General features: G+C 53.9%; 15 protein-coding genes. 6 read left to right on the top strand and 9 right to left on the bottom strand.

Annotation, left to right across the window (positions count from 1 at the left end; all coding sequences use genetic code 11):
- Window positions 1-336: 336 nt before the first annotated feature.
- The 7 genes from prfA to VAE57_RS05955 form a co-directional block, all read right to left on the bottom strand.
- On the bottom strand, window positions 337-1,419 hold the full coding sequence (gene prfA / locus VAE57_RS05925) for a peptide chain release factor 1 (protein ID WP_322820968.1): 1,083 nt from the start codon (window positions 1,417-1,419) through the stop codon (window positions 337-339).
- Window positions 1,420-1,503: 84 nt separating this feature from the next.
- Complete coding sequence (rpsU, locus tag VAE57_RS05930; protein WP_322820969.1) at window positions 1,504-1,707, bottom strand: 30S ribosomal protein S21; 204 nt, start codon at window positions 1,705-1,707, stop codon at window positions 1,504-1,506.
- A 200-nt stretch (window positions 1,708-1,907) separates the two neighbouring features.
- A complete protein-coding gene (locus VAE57_RS05935) occupies window positions 1,908-3,815 on the bottom strand; it encodes an alpha-amylase family glycosyl hydrolase (protein WP_322820970.1) in 1,908 nt (635 codons plus the stop codon).
- Between the two features lie 123 nt (window positions 3,816-3,938).
- On the bottom strand, window positions 3,939-5,039 hold the full coding sequence (locus tag VAE57_RS05940) for a sugar ABC transporter permease (RefSeq protein ID WP_322816418.1): 1,101 nt from the start codon (window positions 5,037-5,039) through the stop codon (window positions 3,939-3,941).
- On the bottom strand, window positions 5,032-6,111 hold the full coding sequence (locus VAE57_RS05945) for a carbohydrate ABC transporter permease (protein ID WP_012256399.1): 1,080 nt from the start codon (window positions 6,109-6,111) through the stop codon (window positions 5,032-5,034). The genes VAE57_RS05940 and VAE57_RS05945 overlap by 8 nt, the downstream gene beginning before the upstream one ends.
- Before the next feature lie 253 nt (window positions 6,112-6,364).
- Entirely contained in the window at window positions 6,365-7,597 is a 1,233-nt protein-coding gene (locus tag VAE57_RS05950) for an extracellular solute-binding protein (RefSeq protein ID WP_322820971.1), read from the bottom strand.
- A gap of 67 nt (window positions 7,598-7,664) precedes the next feature.
- On the bottom strand, window positions 7,665-8,114 hold the full coding sequence (locus tag VAE57_RS05955; protein WP_322820972.1) for a MarR family transcriptional regulator: 450 nt from the start codon (window positions 8,112-8,114) through the stop codon (window positions 7,665-7,667).
- A gap of 195 nt (window positions 8,115-8,309) precedes the next feature.
- Between VAE57_RS05955 and VAE57_RS05960 the strand changes: the two genes are divergently transcribed.
- Window positions 8,310-9,863: a PucR family transcriptional regulator gene (locus tag VAE57_RS05960; RefSeq protein ID WP_322820973.1), complete on the top strand. Its 1,554-nt coding sequence runs from the start codon at window positions 8,310-8,312 to the stop codon at window positions 9,861-9,863.
- Between the two features lie 644 nt (window positions 9,864-10,507).
- Here the strand turns inward: VAE57_RS05960 and VAE57_RS05965 are convergent.
- Window positions 10,508-11,914 (bottom strand): LCP family protein, encoded by a 1,407-nt coding sequence (locus VAE57_RS05965; RefSeq protein WP_322820974.1) that lies wholly within the window; start codon window positions 11,912-11,914, stop codon window positions 10,508-10,510.
- 458 nt (window positions 11,915-12,372) lie between these two features.
- On the opposite strand from VAE57_RS05965, the gene gnd reads away from it, so the two are divergent.
- The 4 genes from gnd (at window position 12,373) to VAE57_RS05985 (ending at window position 16,547) form a co-directional block, all read left to right on the top strand.
- A complete protein-coding gene (gene gnd / locus VAE57_RS05970) occupies window positions 12,373-13,275 on the top strand; it encodes a phosphogluconate dehydrogenase (NAD(+)-dependent, decarboxylating) (RefSeq protein ID WP_322820975.1) in 903 nt (300 codons plus the stop codon).
- 6 nt (window positions 13,276-13,281) lie between these two features.
- On the top strand, window positions 13,282-14,802 hold the full coding sequence (gene zwf / locus VAE57_RS05975; RefSeq protein ID WP_322820976.1) for a glucose-6-phosphate dehydrogenase: 1,521 nt from the start codon (window positions 13,282-13,284) through the stop codon (window positions 14,800-14,802).
- A gap of 14 nt (window positions 14,803-14,816) precedes the next feature.
- Window positions 14,817-15,971: a glucose-6-phosphate dehydrogenase assembly protein OpcA gene (locus tag VAE57_RS05980; RefSeq protein WP_322820977.1), complete on the top strand. Its 1,155-nt coding sequence runs from the start codon at window positions 14,817-14,819 to the stop codon at window positions 15,969-15,971.
- A 207-nt stretch (window positions 15,972-16,178) separates the two neighbouring features.
- Window positions 16,179-16,547 carry a hypothetical protein gene (locus VAE57_RS05985; protein WP_322820978.1) on the top strand — a complete coding sequence of 123 codons (369 nt, stop codon included), beginning with the start codon at window positions 16,179-16,181 and terminating at the stop codon, window positions 16,545-16,547.
- 513 nt (window positions 16,548-17,060) lie between these two features.
- On the opposite strand, the gene add is transcribed toward VAE57_RS05985, so the two are convergent.
- Window positions 17,061-18,101 (bottom strand): adenosine deaminase, encoded by a 1,041-nt coding sequence (add, locus tag VAE57_RS05990; protein ID WP_322820979.1) that lies wholly within the window; start codon window positions 18,099-18,101, stop codon window positions 17,061-17,063.
- Window positions 18,102-18,820: 719 nt separating this feature from the next.
- Between add and VAE57_RS05995 the strand changes: the two genes are divergently transcribed.
- On the top strand, window positions 18,821-19,774 hold the full coding sequence (locus tag VAE57_RS05995; protein WP_322820980.1) for a decaprenyl-phosphate phosphoribosyltransferase: 954 nt from the start codon (window positions 18,821-18,823) through the stop codon (window positions 19,772-19,774).
- Window position 19,775 lies beyond the last annotated feature (1 nt).

A 19,775-nucleotide genomic window follows, 5' to 3' on the forward strand; every position in this document is an offset into this window, starting at 1 on the left:
GCAGCCAATTGATCGGCAACAAGACTGAGCGCCATTGTACACGAATGTAGTGACACGAGCAACTATATGCGCGACCACGATGGACGCACGCAACATCGTGGTATCAATGTTCACACCGGAATTCGCCGAGGTGCAGAGTAGACGGAGAAAGACCGGCTATCTCGATCATGCTCCTTATGGTCACCAGCATGCGAGATGCGAGGGGTGTGGAATGAGGAAGGAGACACACGAAAAATGGCACCACTCTGCCTTAATTCCAGACAATTAGTAGCAGGGTGGTGAGAACGGCGTAACCGGCCAATGTGCGGAAGCCAACAGGGGAATGCAAAGAGCGCTTCAGGCACCAACCCCACTTGCCCGCAACCGTTCGGCATTATCGTAGATAATCAGCGCTTCAATAATCTTATCGAGTTCACCATCGAGCACAGCCGGCAAGTTCGAGAAATTTTGCCCAATCCGGTGATCGGTTATTCGATCTTGCGGAAAATTGTACGTCCGAATCTTCTCAGCCCGCTCACCACTACCGACCTGCGCCAGTCGTGAAGCGCCAATTTCGCGTTGTCGTTTCTCTTGCTCGCGAGCATACAACCGTGCACGCAGCACCACCATCGCCCGCTCACGGTTCTGAATCTGTGATCGGCCATCCTGACAGGTAACTACAATCTCTTCAGGTGTACCGGGCTTATAGACAATTCGTACTGCCGAGTCGGTAGTGTTGACACCCTGTCCACCGTGACCGGCACTCCGAAACACATCAACTCGCAGATCTTCAGGTTTGATTTCGATCTCTGTTTCTTCTACTTCGGGCAGCACGGCTACCGTTGCAGTCGATGTATGGATGCGGCCACGCGCTTCGGTGGCCGGTACACGCTGCACACGATGAACCCCGCCCTCATATTTCAATTGGCTGTACGCGCCTTCGCCATGAATCTGGAAGATAACCTCTTTGATGCCACCGATACCGTTTTCGGTCAGACTATCAACTTCCACCTTCCAGCCGTGCGACTCGGCAAAGCGGGTGTACATACGGAAGAGATCGGCAGCAAACAGCGCTGCTTCATCGCCACCTTCACCCTGCCGAATCTCCATAATGACATCTTTTGAGTCGTTTGGATCGCGTGGCAATAACAACAGCTTTAAGTGCTCTTCCAGACTCGCCAGACGCTTCCGTTGCGTCTCAAGCTCTTCCTGAGCCAGTGCACGCAATTCAGGATCGCTATCTTCGAGCATGGCTTCAGCCTCATCAATTGCGCGTTGGGTAGCCTGATATTCGCGATAAGCATTAACAATATCTTCAATTTCACGCTGTTCGCGAGCATACTGCTGCAAGAGGGTAACGTTGGTCGCTACCTCTGGCTGAGCCATCAACTCGGTTAGTTCATCATAACGTGCAGCAACAGCAGCCAGTTTATCAAACATACAATGATTCCATTACGTTAAGATGGCCGATGGCACAATACGCACTGTTGGTGCAGCGTATGTGCCATCGAGAAGTTTTTTCAATTACAGGCCAAGCGCGGCCGCTTTAGCCAGCTTCTTGCGACGATTTCGTTCGGCACGGCGGCGCTTCTCCTTGCGCTGCTCGCTCTTCGAGATGAAGTGCATCTTCTCGCGATAGGCCTTGGTGATGCGCTCGGCAACGACACCTTTATTGAAGCGGCGAATGAGCTGTTCGACAGTTTCGCCTTCACGACGTTCAACTCGCATAGCGCTGCTAGATCAACGGTACGTCAGGCGACATAGAACATCTGTCGGTACGGGGCAATACCTGTTCTATGGTCGTAACCGTGATCCCTCCTCATCACCTCCTTCGCTGTAGATTTGGTGCGCCCCGTAGCAGCGATTATGCGCCATTATTCTTACACCGAAACGATAGTATACCGGATCGCCGATGAATGTGCAACTGGCTACGCTTCACGACGTAAGATCGCCCCGCCATACGGCGGCAGTGCGACCTTTCCAGCCACAAGTTCGGCAGTCTGGCTCGGCAAGACAACCGCCCAGCGACCTGGAGGTACAGGAATGGTACCGGCATGTGGAGCATTATTCAGCACGACGAGCCAGGTCTGGTCTTGAGTCGTACAGGTATACGCCAGATGTCCACGCTGATCATCAATATGGGTGATAGTCCGCTTACCTCGCCAGACAGCGGTCGTTGCCCGCCGCAACGCGCCCAGTTGCCGATAGAAATGGAGCAACTCCTGATCCTGTTCATCGCCCCAGCGCATCGGTAACCGCGATTCTTCCGGGTGACCACTTCCGTCGGCATGGCGCACATCGAGCCATTGGCTAAGACCAACTTCAGTGCCGTAGTAGAGTACCGGTGGATGGGGCAGGGTGTACTGGCAAAGTGCCGCGAGCCGCAGACGACGTGTGTCACCACGTACTACCCACAGAAACCGATTCATGTCATGATTGTCGAGGAACGTCGGCAAGCTGAAACCGGGCGGAAAGTAGTTCAGATGCCGATTGAGAAAGATAGCAAACTGGCTGGCACGGATTTCATCGAAGGCGAAAAAGCGGCGAATGGCTTGCAGAAGCAGAAAATCCAGACAACCGTCAAGACGGCCAACATACGAGCGCAGCACCTCAGCCGTATCCACAGCTTCAGCGATGAGCACACAATCGGGCCTGACAGCACGCGTTGCCGCCCGGAATAACGTCCAGAAATCGTGCGAAGGGCCAATGGTATAGTCGAGGCGATACCCGTCAACTCCCTGTTCCAGCCAATAACGAGCGGCATCAATCATAAACTGGCGGGCTGGTGGGTAGTCCAGATCGAGTTGCGGTAATTCGGCCACCCCAAAGAACGACACATACCGATCAGGATAACGGGTAAAGATAAACCAGTCTCGTTCTGGACTGTGGGGATCGCTGATCGCTCGCTGAAAGATAGGATGTTTGTTCGAGAAATGATTAGCGGTGTAATCAAAGATCACTCGCATTCCCCGGTCATGGGCCGCAGCAATGAGCGTTTGTAAGTCGGCCATAGTACCCAGGCGTGGCTCGACGCTATAATAGTCGGTCGCATCATAACCGTGGTGAGAGGGTGAAGGGAAGAGTGGCGAGAGCCAGATCGTCGTTGTACCCAGACTGGCAATGTAATCCAGATTGCTGGTCACGCCGGCGAGAGTGCCCCCGTAAATCCCCATCGGAGTCGGCGGGTTGGCAAACTGTCGGCCAGGACCAGGATGGAAACGATCAATGAAGACATGATAAATGAGCGCATCATCAAGCCATCCCGGTACTCCCTCATCACCAACCCGATATGCACAGGTACGTGGACGGCGGAAGAACGTCAGGTTGAATTCATACCCCATCTCGTGCAGATAGTGATCGCCCGGCCCTGGTTGCCCGAGAACACTGCCGTCACCCGCAGTTGCTCCGATCACTTCGCTGTACCAGAGTGAGCCGTTCCCCTCACGAAGCCAGGCTTCAATCCGGTAACGAACCACCGTGTCGGCTGGTTGTGGTGGGAGATCAATTACCCACTCCTCGGCATACCCCCAGAGCAGGGTATCCCAATGGCTGGAGAGGCGTTGCCCGTGCGCCACGTAACTTCCCGGTGCCGGCTGACCTCGTTCACCGTGTGGCTCACTACCATCTGTTGTGTAATAGACACACACCTGATCGGCGACAATTGACGGGCCAAGGGTGACGAAGAGCCGCACCGGTTCGCCCGGCTGTGGAGCGAGAGGCTCCATTCGATAGCGGTGCGAAATACCGGCTAACTCGGCCCGCACGTACCCCAATCGCCGACTATCGGTCGCCATAGTCCCGAAGATAAAATCGGCAGAGACGTGATACTGTTCCACGATGAACCATCCTTTGAGTTGACATGTGTTAGAACGAAATTGTTTACTCTATGCAGAGCCAGAGGGGAGGAGATATGGGATGGGATGCGCCATCTTTCATCCCATCCCATATGGCAGCAGCGCCTAGCCTTTCACACCACCCAGCGTCAAACCACCGATGATATAGCGCTGTAACAGCAGGTAGACAATTGCAACTGGCAGTGACAGCAAGATCGAGAAGGCAGCAAAGCGCGACCAGGGGATCTGACCGGCATACTGACCGGTCATGTTGTAGAGTGACATGGCGAGCGTAAAATCTTTCGGGTCAGTCAGGAACTGCCACGACAAAAAGAACTCGGTCCAACCACCGGTAAAACCGAGAAAACCGGTCACTGCCAGGGCTGGCGTGGCGAGGGGTAACACGATTTGGAAAAAGACCTGACTCGGTGAAGCACCATCGATAATCGCTGCTTCTTCCAGCTCTTTCGGGATGGTGTCGAGATACCCTTTCAGATTCCAGATCGCGAACGGCAAAGCCCCCGAAACCATGGCGATCCCAACCCCCAACAGAGAGTTGCGTAAGATGAAGACCTCACTGCGTGCCGGTGTGATACCGCCATAGATCAAACCGAGGCTGATCGCCAGACCAATTGCACCAAAGAAATAGTTACCCGGTCCTGCCGATCCCAGACGGATGGCCGGTGCTACCGCAAAAACAGTCAATCCAAGCAGCATCAACCCGGCCAGGATCAGTACAATGCTCATAATTGCGCTGCTGATACGAATACTGTTCAACAGGGCAAACAGCGGTGCAATGGTCGCCACACTCGGCAACACCGTAATCGCCAGCACTGCAATCATCATAAACTGGCGACCGGGGAACTTGAAGCGGGAAAAAGCGTAGGCAGCACTGACACCGATTAACAAAGCAAAGGCCGAGACGCCACCGGCGAGGCGCAGACTGTTGAAGGCCAGCTCAGTAAACGTGACCGGATTGGCCGTTGGCCGGTCGAGCACCTGCAAATAAGCCTGCAACGATGCACCGGGAGGGATCAGATTCAGCTCGGTCGGACGCGAGATATTGCGTGGATCGAGTGACATACTCACGATCCAGAGAACCGGGAATAAGACGGTGGCGGCGATGAACAGACAGATCGCCTGCAACACTAATTGTTGCCACCACTTCAACCGGCGACCGGCGGATGTACTGCCTGAACGACGCGAACGAATGGTGACACTAGACATCGTAGCTCTCCGTGGCGCGAGAAATCTTGTTAGTGATCAAGAAAATCGGGATCAGCACCAGAGCAATAATGACCGAGAAGGCAGCGGCAACACCGTAGAGTTGATTAACATTAATCAGCTTAAACGCCTGCGTAACCATAATCTCGGTGCGACCGAGCGGACCACCACCACTCATAAAGTAGATGACGTGGAACAGGTTAAATGTCGTTACAATACCAACCATTGCTGCTGGAACCATTGCCGGGCGTAGCAATGGGAGAGTAATCCGCCAGAACTGCTGCAAACCGGTTGCGCCATCGATACTGGCCGCCTCATACATCTCTTTCGGAATCGATTGAAGCGCACCGGTAGCAACGATAGTCATAAACGGCCATCCCAACCAGATATTGGCAATCAACATTGCATAATAACTAAGCGGTAAACCAATCCCTGGAATGGGGTCTTGAATCTGGTTAAACCAGCGAATTTGTACCGGATCAAGACCGAATGGCGTGATAAAGAGGTTAATTAACTGATTAATTGAACCGTACTGATCGTCAAACATATTGCGCCAGACGGTAGCAACAACAATATTCGGCAGTACCATGGGCAAAATATAAATGGCACGGTAGATTTTTCGCCCCCAAAGCCCTTCTACATTCAACAATACTGCAATGATCACACCTAAGACGACATGAAACCCGACATTCGAGAACGTCCACCACAGATTGAACGCCAGTAAACGCCAAAAATCAAAATTACCACCAAGACGAGCGACAAACTGGGGGTTATTGGTAATGATGTCGAGGTAATTTTTCAAACCAACATATTGAGCTGGTCGATAATTGGGTGGTGTCGTGCCGTTTGGGCCAAAGGGGTTGAGCGTTTGTTTACCCTCTTCTTTGATTACACCGTAGTCGGTAAATGACATCCAGACCTGAAATGCCAGCGGATAAAAGGTAACCACCATCATGATGATCAACGCCGGCAACAAATAGACAATTGGGGTACGCAGTTGTTTCCACCCCTCGCGCAGAGCTGAACGCGGTACCCGCACCGATTGCGAGGTCAGCTCTGGATTTGTGGTTGCCATGCGGCTTCCTCCCCTTTGCTTGGACTGATTGCCTGAGATGGTGCTCTATTGCGCAACCGTATCATATCACTGCTTTTGCCCGGTATACCAGTCATCTTTGATCAGACTATACCGGTTGCGACTGGCGGGAGCATATTACAGGCTATCATGCTCCCGCCAGTTTTGTAGACTACGCTACACCATCATCAACCGATTGTCGAAAACGGTCAACAATCGTGGTTGCCGTCTGGCGAACGATTGGTATGAAGCAAACTTACTTCCCGTTCGCAGTGTTCATCAGAGCACAGGCCTCGGCCACGGCTGCGGCTGGATCGGCACCACCGTCGAGCACCTTGGTCATCGCATCACCGAATGGCCCCCAATAGTTATCCAGCTCAGGGATCTGAGGCCGTGGCACACCGGTCGCCGAAGCCTGCGCAAAGGCCTGCACCAACGGATCGCTGATCTCAACCTTCGTGCTGACCGGAACGTGCCCGGCTTCGTCAACGTACACCTTCATCGACTCAGGGCTGGTCAGGAACATCGCCAACGCAACTGCGCCCGCGACATTCTGGCTGTTGATACTGACGTAGAAGCCATCCACACCGGTCAACGGACCAGCCGGTTTTGCAGCGCCCGGCATCGGAGCCACACCGAGATTATCACCCAACACGGCCCGGTAGTCGCCCAGCACCCACGGGCCGTTAATAATCATATCAGCTTTGCCATCTTTGAAGAGCGAGTCGGCCTGACCACCGTCGGTCGAGAAGGTCACCGTCGGAACTTCCTTCAGCGCCTTCAGGAAGGCAAACCACTCGGCACCACCGGACTGATCGGCAATACACTTTCCGCTGGCGTCCATCAACTGACCACCGAAGGCCTGCAACCAGCCGAAATTGTGGTAGGCATTCTGGTTGAGCACCAGGGTGTTACCAGCTTTCACCAGCGCCAGCAATTCATCAGTGTTAGCCGGCGGGTTGGCAACCTTGCTCTTGTTGTAGTAGAGAGCAACTGCCTTGAACGACTCAGGAATGCCGTACAGCTTGCCGTCAAGCGACATCCCGGCCACACCGGTCGGCGCAACATCGGTCAGCTTGCTCTGATATTCGCTGAGATCGGCCAGTACGCCAGCGCGGATCTGGCTACCAAGGCTGTCGTTCGGGGCAATAAACATGTCAGGGCCACCACCTGATGAGACCTCATTGTTGAACTTGTTGAAAATCTGATCGAAGGGAATTTGGAGAACGTTGATGGTGGCATCAGGATAAGCAGCACGTGCGCGATCAATCAGCATATTGATCGCTTTTTCCTCAGCACTTCCGGTACCGTAAGCATGCCAGAGTGTTACTGTACCGGTAATGGCCATACCATCGCCGGTTGATGGGGCTGGCGCGGTCGTTGGTTGGGGAGCAGCGGTTGGTTGAGCAGCAGGGGTCTGACCACAGGCGGCCAGGATGGAGGCGAGCAATGCCAACAAAGCGATAAGTGAAAACGACAGACGCTTCACAAGAGACTCCTTTGCTTGAGGCAACAATGCCAATACCTAATGATAAGCGTACAACAGTCCTGACTCACTAATCACGCTCTGGCGATATGTCACCTCCTTTCACACCATTTGTCCCGTGTTGCAATATCGTTAATTCGCGACGGAGCTTGAGCAGTAACCGAATGAGGGTTTCATGCTCGGTACTATCAAGCGTTGACCAACGTCGCCTGACCGATTCAGTAAATGCAGATCGAACTATACCCAAATGCTCACGTCCCTGTCTGGTCAACACAATCCGCTGTACCCGCCGGTCACTGGCATCAGCAACTCGTTCGACCAAACCGAGCGCACTCAACCGATCAACCAGCCGGGTGGTGCTACTCTTATCGATCAGAAGATGCTCACTCAGATCCGATAAACGCACGCCATTGTGCTCGGCCAGCAGCAGAAGAGCTGCGTACTGCGTAGGGTTGAGCTGGAATTGACGGAGTACACGACGATCACCGTCATCCAGCAAAACATAGACTTCTTGTATCATGCGGTGCTGCTCTGAGCCAGATGGCGTCATATAGTTGCAATGAACTTCATTGTTAGCAGAATAGTTGTATGAACAATTATTGTGTATGGGATTGTATCAGATGAGACGATGCTTGTCAAGTGGGTGCAGCACTTTTTGCAAGAACACTGTATAATACGAGCAGATTTCGGTGATAAACGACTGTGATGCATCACTATGGTAACGATCACCGTGCGCGACGTTGTGCGCCTGGCCCTCCCCGAAGGTACAACAATTGTAGCTGGCGCTGCCGGGTTAGGGCGTCAGGTCAGTTGGATTGCAACGTTACGTGCTACCCTACCGGCCTTTGCTGAACTCCGTGGCGGCGAATTAGCCTTACTATCAGTTGAAGCTGCCCTGGCCCTTGATCCACGGCTTACCCTTGCCGTGCTGGTTCGTCGTCTGGCACAGGCACCGGTGCCAATTGCCGGTGTGGCGGTTCTGGGCACTATTACGACTGACGATCAGCAGGCTGCCGAAGATGCCCGCTTGCCTTTGCTCCAGCTTCCCGAAGGGGTTGACTTACGTGAAGTAGAGCGTGAAATCACCCGCCTTATTACCGATTACGAAGCCCAATTTGAGCGCCGGGCCGCCCGTCTGTACGATCTGCTGACCCAGTGCTCTCTGCAAGGTGGCGGGATAAGCGGCCTGCTTGATATTTTGCACGAACGTACCGGTCAGAGCGTGGCTTTCTACGCCTCAAATGGCGTGTTACGCGCCCAACGTGGGCGGGGGCAATCGCGGCTGGCGTTGCAGGCACTGCGTCCCAATGGACGGGGTGAAACAACGCTACTTAACCAGCAAATCTGGGTCGAACCAATTGGTAATTCAGGTTTGCCAATCGGGTATATCGCGATTGCCGGTACGCTGCTCGATCCATGGGATCGCACCGCGGCACAGCGAGGAGCGCTGGCACTGGCACTTGAGCTGGCAAAAGAGCAGGCGGTACAGGCAGCCGAGGAGCGTCTACGCGGTGATTTTATCGCCGGGATTCTGGCCGGCGCACCCGGTGATCTGGCCGCAGTAATCCAACGCGGTCAGGAATTGGGATATACCCTTCATCTGCCCCATACGGCGATGCTGGTACATATCGATGATGCCAGCACTGCAACACTGGCTCGCGCAGCAACGAACATTCAGAATGAACTGAAACGCCTGGGCGTGAACGCACCAATCTCTCGTCGTGAGAGTAATGTGCTTTGTATGTTGCCTACGACCAGCGTTACGCGCCTGCGTGAGCTAACCGAGCAATTGCGCGAACGGTTACGGCTCGATCATCCAAATGTCGTGATCGCAATCGGAACCCCTGCAACTCATTTGACCGAGTGGCGCCGTTCAGTCGAAGAAGCAGAGCAATCGCTTAGCCTTGGCCGGCAGATTTTTGGCAACGACCGGGTGCTGGCATTCGGCGATCTCGGTGTGTATCGGCTGTTAATCCGCCTCCGTGAAACGCCAGAGTTGTGGTCATTCTACCGGGAGACTCTCTCGAGTCTGGCCGAGTACGACAAACGCCAGCACGCCGATCTCATTAAGACACTCGAAGCCTATTTCAATCATCTTGGCAATCTACGGGCAACTTCAGAAGCATTGCACGTCCACCGGAATACGCTGCTCTACCGCCTCGAACGCATTAAAGAGATCAGTGGCATGGACCTCGACAACGCCGAGGAACATTTTGCCCTCTGGCTGGCTGTACGGGCGCATCGCATCCTGGCAACCCTTGAGGAGTGATAGCAAATCTGGCAGAGAGGTCAGGGCACGAGTTCCAAATACCCTGGTGGCGCATCTGAGCACGAATGCGTTGTATCATCGTTTCCGCTGCACCGTTTGGAGTGCTTAAGCATGGCTTCCGTATCAGCTATGCTTCCTGCCAGGCGTGTGCTGCAACGCCGTTGCCTTACTCCGCCTTGCGCTCGTCCATTACCGGTGCCACTATCACGGAATAAGCGCGATAAGGAGGACGATGGGCAAACTGAAAGCCCGATCCACCGCTCACGCCCAGCCTGCTCATCACGGGTGGTCAACCCTGACAGATGTGCTCTGCCTGCACGTCGTCCTTGTGACCTGCGGGGTAAACTGTTGTGACCCGCGCATGATCGAGATCACGACTGGCGCGGTAGGATGGCTACAGCACACACGGTCACCTCTATAAAGACATCACCTTCGAAACGTGATCCCACTGTGTGCGGAGCGGGAACGCCGGCTCGGTACATCTGCGCTCAGGCCCGGTACAGGGTGATCGTCGGATCACGAGTTACGAACGCTATCACACCAGATTCGATAGTAGCGCTTATGTTCGATCCGTTCCTGAACTAGAGGAAGCCGGCGACAGATGACAGCAGGAGCGCGTGACGGTCACGCATCCCCGTTTCACATCACTCCCCATTCGCCGCATCATTACCCAAAATCACCACAATATCGGCCTGACTGCTTATGCCCGGTGGTGAACCAACAATCAGTTCAGCACCGAGGAGTTGGGCAAGCCGACGAGCGGTGAAAGGAGTGTTCCCAATTTGATATACGACTGTGTGCGGATACTCCCCAGGCGGCGCATCAGCCGGCGAAAGGAGTGTAAAACCATTTGCCGCCAGTTTTTCACTGGTACGACGGGCCAACCCTACCACCCCGGCCCCGTTGAACACCTGCACCTGCGCCTGTTCACTCGCTTCACCGGGTGGCGTCAGCCAGCGCGTGACCAATGCCGCCACATCGTCGGTATTCCAGATCAGGTTAGAGCCATTTGTCTGCACTGCAACGGTGCCCGGTTCAATCCGATAGCGACCGATCAGGGCTGGATCAAGATTGGCTGCGACTCGTGCTACTGCCAGCAATGTATCAACATTCGCTATCGGCAGAGTCGTTACGATTGCCGGCGTTTCACCATCCTGCGTGATCGCGTCACGTAAGCGTGCGATCAGGAGGATGCGCTCAAACCAGTTACGCTGCTGTATCTCGTGGACGATAGCCTGCACCACCTGTTGCTGGCGCTCGGTGCGGCCAAAATCACTATCAGCATGACGGGTGCGAGCGTAGATGAGTGCCCGTGCGCCGTCCATTCGTTGAGGGCCGGGTTCAAACTCAACCCGCATGACCCCGTAATCAGGAGTCGGGTACGCCTCATCAACAATCTGCCGCGGCACATCAATCGTAATACCGCCGAGTGCATCAATCAGGGCAGCAAAGCCGTCGAAGTCAACCTGCACGACGTAATCAACTCGCATTCCACGCTGATCTAAATTGAGGAAACGACTCACTGTATCGGCAGCGTAGGCCATACCGGCCTGTTCCGACGTTACCCCATCGCCGTACAATGCGGTGGCGTGTCGATACCCGTAAGCGTAAGCAGCGTTGATCTTGCTGGGACCAAGCTCTTCCAGCTCAACCTGCGTATCGCGTGGAATTGAAAGTAAGTTAACCCAACCTCCCATCCCGTCAAACCGGATCAGCATCAAGGTATCGCTGCGGACACCCTCTTCTAGGCGATCACGCCGGATATCAACCCCAACAACCAGAATATTCGCGCCAAGTAATGGTGAAGAGAGTGCCGGACCGCGGGGATCAGACACCACAACGCGCTGCGCCAGTTGCCAGACCTGCCAGTAGCCAAGGCCGAGCACCAGGACGATCATCATCACCAGTCCCAGAAGTATCCGGCCCAGCGGCCAGCGTCGTCGCTTTGGAGCAGATGACCCATTCAAGCGACGCATCACCTGGGTTTCGCCGGTGTAAGGAGTGCCACCACGAGGTGTAACATATTGTCCATTTGATGGTTTATCTGACATAAGATTGCTCACGTAATACATTTTCTTCGCTCAATAATACGTGATAGTGATTTCAAACACATCAGACCGGAGTATAATGCTGGTACAATAAATCTGCCTTACCCAAAATGAATGCCACAGGAGCTTCCTGAGTAAGGTTAGAGCAACCACGTTTAACAGCTTACATGGTAAAGCAACATGCTGCGCCAGTGATCATCATTCTTTGTTCACACCACGGAGTATGTGGAATGAGCGTCCGGTATCAGTTCCTAACGGTTATACACTGGCCATAGAACGGAAGAGAGGCATCGGTTGCATCTGGCGATTTATTGTAGGACGTTTGTTCAATAACGTCAAAGACCTCACCGACCTTAGAAGGCGGGGTTCGTGGTTGCTATCACCAATCACTGACGTAATCGAGTACGAGGTACCCTTATCTCGGTCAATGGTATGAGACTGACATCTGTGAGGAGCACATCATGGAATTAGGCTTGATCGGACTTGGTCGGATGGGCGCGAACATGGCAATTCGCTTGCGGCGCGGCGGTCATCGGGTGATTGTGTATAACCGGACAGTGGCCAAAGCGCGAGAACTGGCAGCAGAACACGGTCTGATTGCGGCAGAAGATCTATCCGATCTGGTAGCGATGCTCACCCCACCGCGTGTTGTCTGGTTGATGTTGCCAGCCGGCAGCGCGACCGATGAGCATCTTGCAGCGCTAACTCCGCTCCTTTCGCCGGGTGATATTGTGATCGACGGCGCCAACAACAACTACAAGGCCAGCATCGCACACGCCGAACAGTTGACAGCGCAGGGGCTGCGCTTCCTCGATATTGGAGTAAGTGGTGGTATCTGGGGCTTGCAAATCGGCTACTGCCTGATGGTCGGCGGTGACGAAGAAACCTTCCACTACGTTGAGCCACTCTTGCAAACGCTCGCGCCACCAGAGGGATACCTCCTCTGTGGGCCGCATGGTGCCGGACACTTCGTCAAAATGATCCACAACGGCATTGAATACGGTATGATGCAAGCGTATGCCGAAGGTTTTGAAATCTTGCGCCAGTCCCGCTACAATTTTGACCTCGCCAAAATCAGCCATCTCTGGAATCAGGGTAGTGTCGTTCGCTCGTGGTTGCTGGAATTAGCTGAACGCGCCTTTATGGACGACGCCGATTTGTCCAATATCCGGGGCTATGTTGAAGACAGTGGCGAAGGGCGCTGGACGGTTCAGGAGAGCATCGATCTTGATGTACCGGCACCGATTATCACTCTATCGTTACAGATGCGTTTCCGTTCACGGCAGGAAGACAGCTTCAGCATGAAGGTGCTAGCCGCTTTGCGCCAGCAGTTTGGTGGCCACGCCGTCAAGAAGGTGGAGTAGATCAACGTGACAACCAATGTCCTGGACAATCCGCTCCGGGCCGGACTGCGAATAGGGCGCACCCCTGAACCCTGTACCATGGTCATCTTCGGCGCCAGTGGTGACCTGACCAGTCGCAAACTGGTGCCGGCTCTCTACAATCTGGCCCGTGAGCGCCGCCTACCCGGCGGCTTTTCAGTCGTGGGGTTTGCCCGTCGCGATTGGACAGACGAATCATTCCGTGAACTGCTGCGCGAAGCGGTTAATGCAAATTCACGCTCTGGCGCAGTTGATCCGGAGTTGTGGGCAAGTTTTGCGCAAGGCATTCAATATCACCGCGGCAGTTTTGATGAGGTTGATGCCTATACCCGTCTGGCCGAGCGTCTGGCAGCTATCGATGCCGAGCGTGGGACTGGAGGGAATAGAGTCTTTTACCTGGCGACCCCTCCTGAAGCCTATCCAACCATCATCGCCCAATTAGGCGCACATGGCCTGGCACATTCGCAGGGTTGGACACGGATTATTATCGAAAAGCCGTTTGGTCATGATCTGAGCAGTGCCCAGGCCCTCAATGCCGAGGTTTTGTCAGTCTTTAGCGAAGATCAGGTCTATCGCATCGACCACTACCTCGGCAAAGAGACGGTGCAAAATATCTTGATTTTTCGCTTTGCGAACGGCATCTTCGAGCCAATCTGGAATCGGAGCCATATTGACCATGTCCAGATCACGGTTGCCGAAACTATCGGGGTTGAAGATCGAGGTGGCTATTACGACACATCAGGTGCGTTGCGCGACATGATCCAGAACCACCTGATGCAATTGCTGTGTCTGGTGGCCATGGAACCGCCGGCAGTCTATGATGCCGATGCAGTTCGTGATGAAAAGGTGAAGGTGCTGCGCGCAATCCGACCATTGTCAGTCAATGATACGATACGTGGTCAGTACGGACCGGGTAGTGCTAATGGTCGACCAGTACGGGGGTATCGGGAAGAGAAGGGAGTTTCACCAACTTCACAGACCGAGACCTACGTCGCACTGAAACTCTTCATCGACAACTGGCGCTGGGCCGGGGTACCATTCTATCTACGTAGTGGCAAACGACTCCCGCGCCGGGTAAGCGAGATTGCAATCCAGTTCAAAGCGGCACCGACAATGATCTTTGCCGATACGCCACTGAACGATCTTGAACCCAACGTGTTGGCAATGAAGATTCAGCCCGATGAAGGCATCTCGCTGAAATTCAGTTCAAAGGTGCCGGGTCAACCACAAATTCGTCCGGTCACTATGGATTTCCGCTACGGTGCCTCGTTTGGGGTGACCTCGCCCGAAGCCTACGAACGCCTTTTGCTCGATTGTATGCTCGGCGATGGTACACTATTCACGCGGCGCGATGAGGTCGAGATCAGTTGGGCATTATTAACCCCTATTTTGCGGGCCTGGTCCGAAGGTCCGCCACAGCCCTTTCCCAATTACGAGGCGGGGAGTTGGGGACCCGCCGCAGCCGATGAATTTATCGCTCGCGATGGCCGATTCTGGCGGCGATTGTGACATGGTGGAAAACTATGAGTGAGGTGGCAATCGATATCAGCGCCATCGAGCGTGAATTACGCCAGATGTGGCAAGAGCAGGCCAACCATCCCGGCGCCGGTGGCCAGGCAGTGATACGGGCGCTGACGGTTAACCTGATCGTGCGCGCACCAGATGATTCCTGGGCTGAACAGATACTGGCAGTAGCGCCAGAACTGACGGCACAGCATCCCAATCGTACCGTTGTGGTTGTTGATCAGCCTGGCACACCTCCATCCTTGCAGGCCAACGTGCAGGCACTCTGTACCATCACGGATGCCGGACGTTCCCAGGTGTGCGGTGAGCAGATTACAATCCACTCCCGTGGCACTCCGGCCGGTCAATTGTCCGGCATTATCCTGCCCTTACTGGTTCCCGATCTACCGGTGGTGCTGTGGGCTCCCGGACCTCAGCCGCTGGCTCAGCCATTGATCCAACGTCTGTATCGGCTGTGTGATCGGCTGATTGTTGACTCAACCACCTTTGCCGATCCGATTGCGGAACTGGCCGATCTGGCACTCTTTGAACAACGGGCAAACGGAGCACCGGCGGTGAGTGATCTGGGATGGACACGACTGACGCCGTGGCGTGAGTTAACGGCTCAGTTCTTCGACACCCGATCATTTCTACCCCATCTGCATCGGATTGATGAGATTGAGATCGAGTATGCTGCCGATACAGTGGCTAATCCGGTAGCCGCTCTGTTGTTCGTTGGCTGGCTGGCCAGTTGTCTAAAGTGGATGCTGCTCAAAGATGCGGTTGGAATAGAAGGTGATAGTATCCGACTCTACCTGCGCCGACCGGCGGTTGGGGTTGGGCCGGCGGCAATTCGGCTGGTGAGTGTTGCCATTCGCCCCGCGCCAGATCGACACGGTGAAGGGCTACAACGGATCAGCATGCGCGCCATCGATAATCAACAGGCCGAGTTTGTCGTTGAGGCAACTGATGATGCCGGTCATGCCTGTACACGAGCAACAATTGCCGGTGCCAGTCCTATTGAACGCACTGCAAAGATTGATCATGCAACACTGGCCGACCTATTGAGCAGTGAGCTGCGCCTGCTGAGCAGAGACCGCACCTTTGCCGCAGCACTCGGTCTGGCCGGCAGCCTGGCCCGTCGTTTGGTCAATCGTAATAATACTGCACATTGAAGAGACAACCTGAGCTACTGGCTAGCCTGATTGGTACAGTAGACAAGATGTATGACACATTCCTGTGCGTCGGTATTCAACGTCTAGCCGAAACAACCCGCCGGGATGGGGGCGAAGTAGTGTCTTTTCCATTACAGGTTTGGGGATAGGATAAACTCTTCTGCAGAAGATAGTACGCATAATTGCATAGAAGTCAGGATCAAACCGATGTTTCCTTTCACCGAACTTATCTTCAGCCCAATCGGCATAGGATTACTTGTCCTGATGTTACTGTTAGAATGGCTGACTCTTGTCCAGATCAAGTGGCAACCACTGTTTCGTGCGTTAGGAGATGCCGCTATCGCAAGTACGGTTTCTGCAATCGTTACCTTATTGCTTGGTCAACTTTTGCTAACACTGGTTAATCCGCTGGCCGTTATCGTAGCTGCTTTTGCGCTGGCAGTAGCAGTTGAAGGCTTTGTGCTCATGCTGATCCGCAAACGCAAAGCAGCCGCGAGTTATATGGCAGCACTAGTCGCCAATACCGTGTCGTTCATTTTCTTCCTTATTTTCTATCTATCGTTTCTGGTGATGTGATAAACACTAGAAGTTATCTCACTTCATTAACCCAAGTTGCTACCTTTGTCACCACAGAGATACGGAGGACACGGAGGAAGAGTATTACCCGCGTTGCTGCCTTGAGGCGTGACGTAGCGTGTCTGTAGGAACTGGCTGCCACCCACATCGTTCATGCGGTTGTACTGCACAGTGTTGAGCACCACGTCGTGCTATGCATCCTGGCAACCAACCTCCGTGGCCTGCTCACAGTAGGGGGACGGGTTGAGAACCCGCCTACCGGCTGTCGCATGTGCCCATCACATTGTCACTGCAATGGATCATGATGCCGTTGCGGCAGAAAAAGCGGGAGGGCGAGAGAACACGTGTTGGATCGCATGGAATTATGAAAGTGATCGCATGCTGTATCCATAGATGATCATCCGGTTGACTGGTACGACGTGCGCCCATCATCGAGCATAGCGGGCACGAAAATCACACTTCCGCACACCAGGTAACACAGCCTCCAGAACGCTGCGGTCAGGCATAGCAGCGCTACACACCCAACGCTGTGCACAACCGCTGCTGTTCCTTAGTAATGGTTGTCAGTAATGCATCACGCTCCGTCGGTGGTAAGAACGTAGCACGGACAGCCGTGAGCGTCATTCGGCAAAAATCAGCCGCAGTAAAGCCGAAATGGTGAGCGATCCGCCGAAACTCTTCGCTCAGCGTTGTCTCGAAGAATGTTGGATCGTCGGAATTGATAGTAACCGGCACACCGGCATCGTACAATTGACGCAACGGATGGGTTTGCCAGGATGTAACAGCTTTCGTGCGGATATTGCTGCTCGGACAGACATCGAGGACTACATTACGCTCGACCAGTGCTGTCAGTAAGAGCGGGTCTTCCACACTACGAATGCCGTGACCAATACGAGAAACCGCCAGTACATCAATTGCTCCCCAAACACTGGCCGGCCCGACAACTTCACCGGCATGCGCCATCAACCCTAGACCTGCACGACGGGCAGCCGCAAACAACTCGGCAAACTCTTCCGGCGGATGACCAATTTCATTACCGCCAATCGACCATCCCACCACACCAAGCGAACGACAGGCGATGGCCGTTTCGAGGATTGGCCAGGCTGCCTCGGCGCCGTATTGTCGGCCATAGTCAAGCACAATCCCAACGTGAGGCCCACCCTGACGTCTGGCACGCGCAAAGCCAGCCGCTGCTCCGGCCAGTGCTTCGCGGAGATCAACACCTCGCCGAACATGTTGCATCGGTGAAATCATAACTTCAGCGTAAGTCACCTGTTGACGGGCCAGGGCCATCCCCAGCTCAAACGCCAGTAATTCAAAATCCTCACCGGAAACGATGGTTGCCGCCAGGGCCATAAATGTGTCCAGAAAGTTGTGAAAATCGTCGTAGTGGAAGAGGGCAAGCAATTCTTCTTCGGTCTGTACCGGGAGGGAGATATTATTACGCCGACTCAAAGCCAGAAAGGTTTGCGGCATCACCGCGCCTTCCAGATGAAGATGAAGTTCAACTTTGGGCATACGCTCAATGAACTCCGCCAGTTCAGCCGTTAGCATAATCTCGCCCCCTTTCCAAGACACTGATGCACAGTATTGTACCGGATATTGCAGTACGACGAAACAACGAAATGAGCAAGTACGTTCTGGAAGTTGGCTCATTAATCATCGACAGGCCAGAAGGTGCGTGAATGCACATCAGATCTGGATCAGTAAGGCAACCAATGCGACACACACCCGGCAGAGAGCACGGGAAACGGAAACTTATTCTGCCCGCCAGACCGGACATGCATGGTAGAACCTGTTTCAACAAACATCTACGAGAAGGTATCTCACTCACTGCCAACCGACTCCGTGATCGTGACGAGTACACCCAGCATCCTCGCATCCAGCCGGATTAATGGCATGACACATGCCGGATCGTGAGCATGGCTGCCGCACTCCAAACTTCGCGACACACGTATGGCAAGCGAGTAAGGCACCCAATCCAACAAGCGATGGCACTGACGATGGTCATTAACCCTCCTCACCGGCAGACGAGGAATAGGGTATACTATTGTTGATAGTTGGCGGACGTTCATGAGTCTGTGCAATGGTCGGGTAGCACGACAGTACAGCGTTTATGAACTACGTTCTAAGGTAACCAATCCGGTGGTGATGGCAATGGAAGCGCCTCAACGTAGTCCCTGTCATTGCGGGTAGGAGCAGATTTTGACGATTGACGCGCTCGTGGGGTACAATCAGGCAAGGTTTGGACTGATGAGGATGTAGCGATTTCTATGAAAAACCTCTCTGGTTCACAATCCATCGAGCGCGTGGCTCCCCTCAGTGCCCGTTCCTTGCAGGCTCTGATCCGCACAATGCGACCACGGCAATGGATCAAAAATATCTTCGTCTTTGCTGCAATTGCTTTTTCGGAAGGACGCCTCTGGTATACCGAGCCTGTTCAGTTATTGCGGGTTATTGGGGCATTTATCGCTTTTTGCATGGCGGCGAGCGCTATTTACCTGATCAACGACCTGGTCGATATTGAAAAAGACCGCGCCCATCCCAAGAAACGCCATCGCCCACTGGCAGCCGGTATTCTTAGCCCCACGCTAGCGATGGTTACTGCGGCAATCCTGATCATTGCTGTCTTTCCTTTTGCATTCTGGCTTGATGGCGATCTTGACTTTATGCTGGTATTGGCGATCTATATCGCCGTCCAGGGCTTTCTCTACAGTTACTGGCTAAAGAATGTTGTCATTTTTGATATTCTGATTATTGCGGCGGGCTTCATTTTACGGGCAGTTGCCGGTGCGGTGGTGATTGATATCGTTATTACACCCTGGCTGATTGTCTGCATGGGATTGCTGGCCCTCTTCCTCGGCATCGGTAAGCGCCGCCACGAGCTAAAACTGCTTGAAGATGGTGCCGGTAATCATCGCCGCATTCTGGATGAATATTCCATCCCGTTACTCGATCAAATGCAGGCCATTGTGACTGCCAGTATTGTGATGGCATATAGCATGACAGCTTTCTCGGCACCGGTCGCGCCCCAAGAACCGTTTCCGATGCTGATGATCACGATTCCGTTTGTCGTGTATGCTATCTTTCGCTACCTATACCTGATCCATCAACGTGACGGTGGAGGTGCACCCGAAGACCTGGTGTTGCAAGATCGGCCACTGGCCTTGAGTATTGTGTTATGGGGCGTCACTGTATTGGGTGTTTTAGTACTGTTTCCATCGTAAA

The organism is Chloroflexus sp. (genome assembly GCF_034434295.1).
GTDB lineage: Bacteria > Chloroflexota > Chloroflexia > Chloroflexales > Chloroflexaceae > Chloroflexus.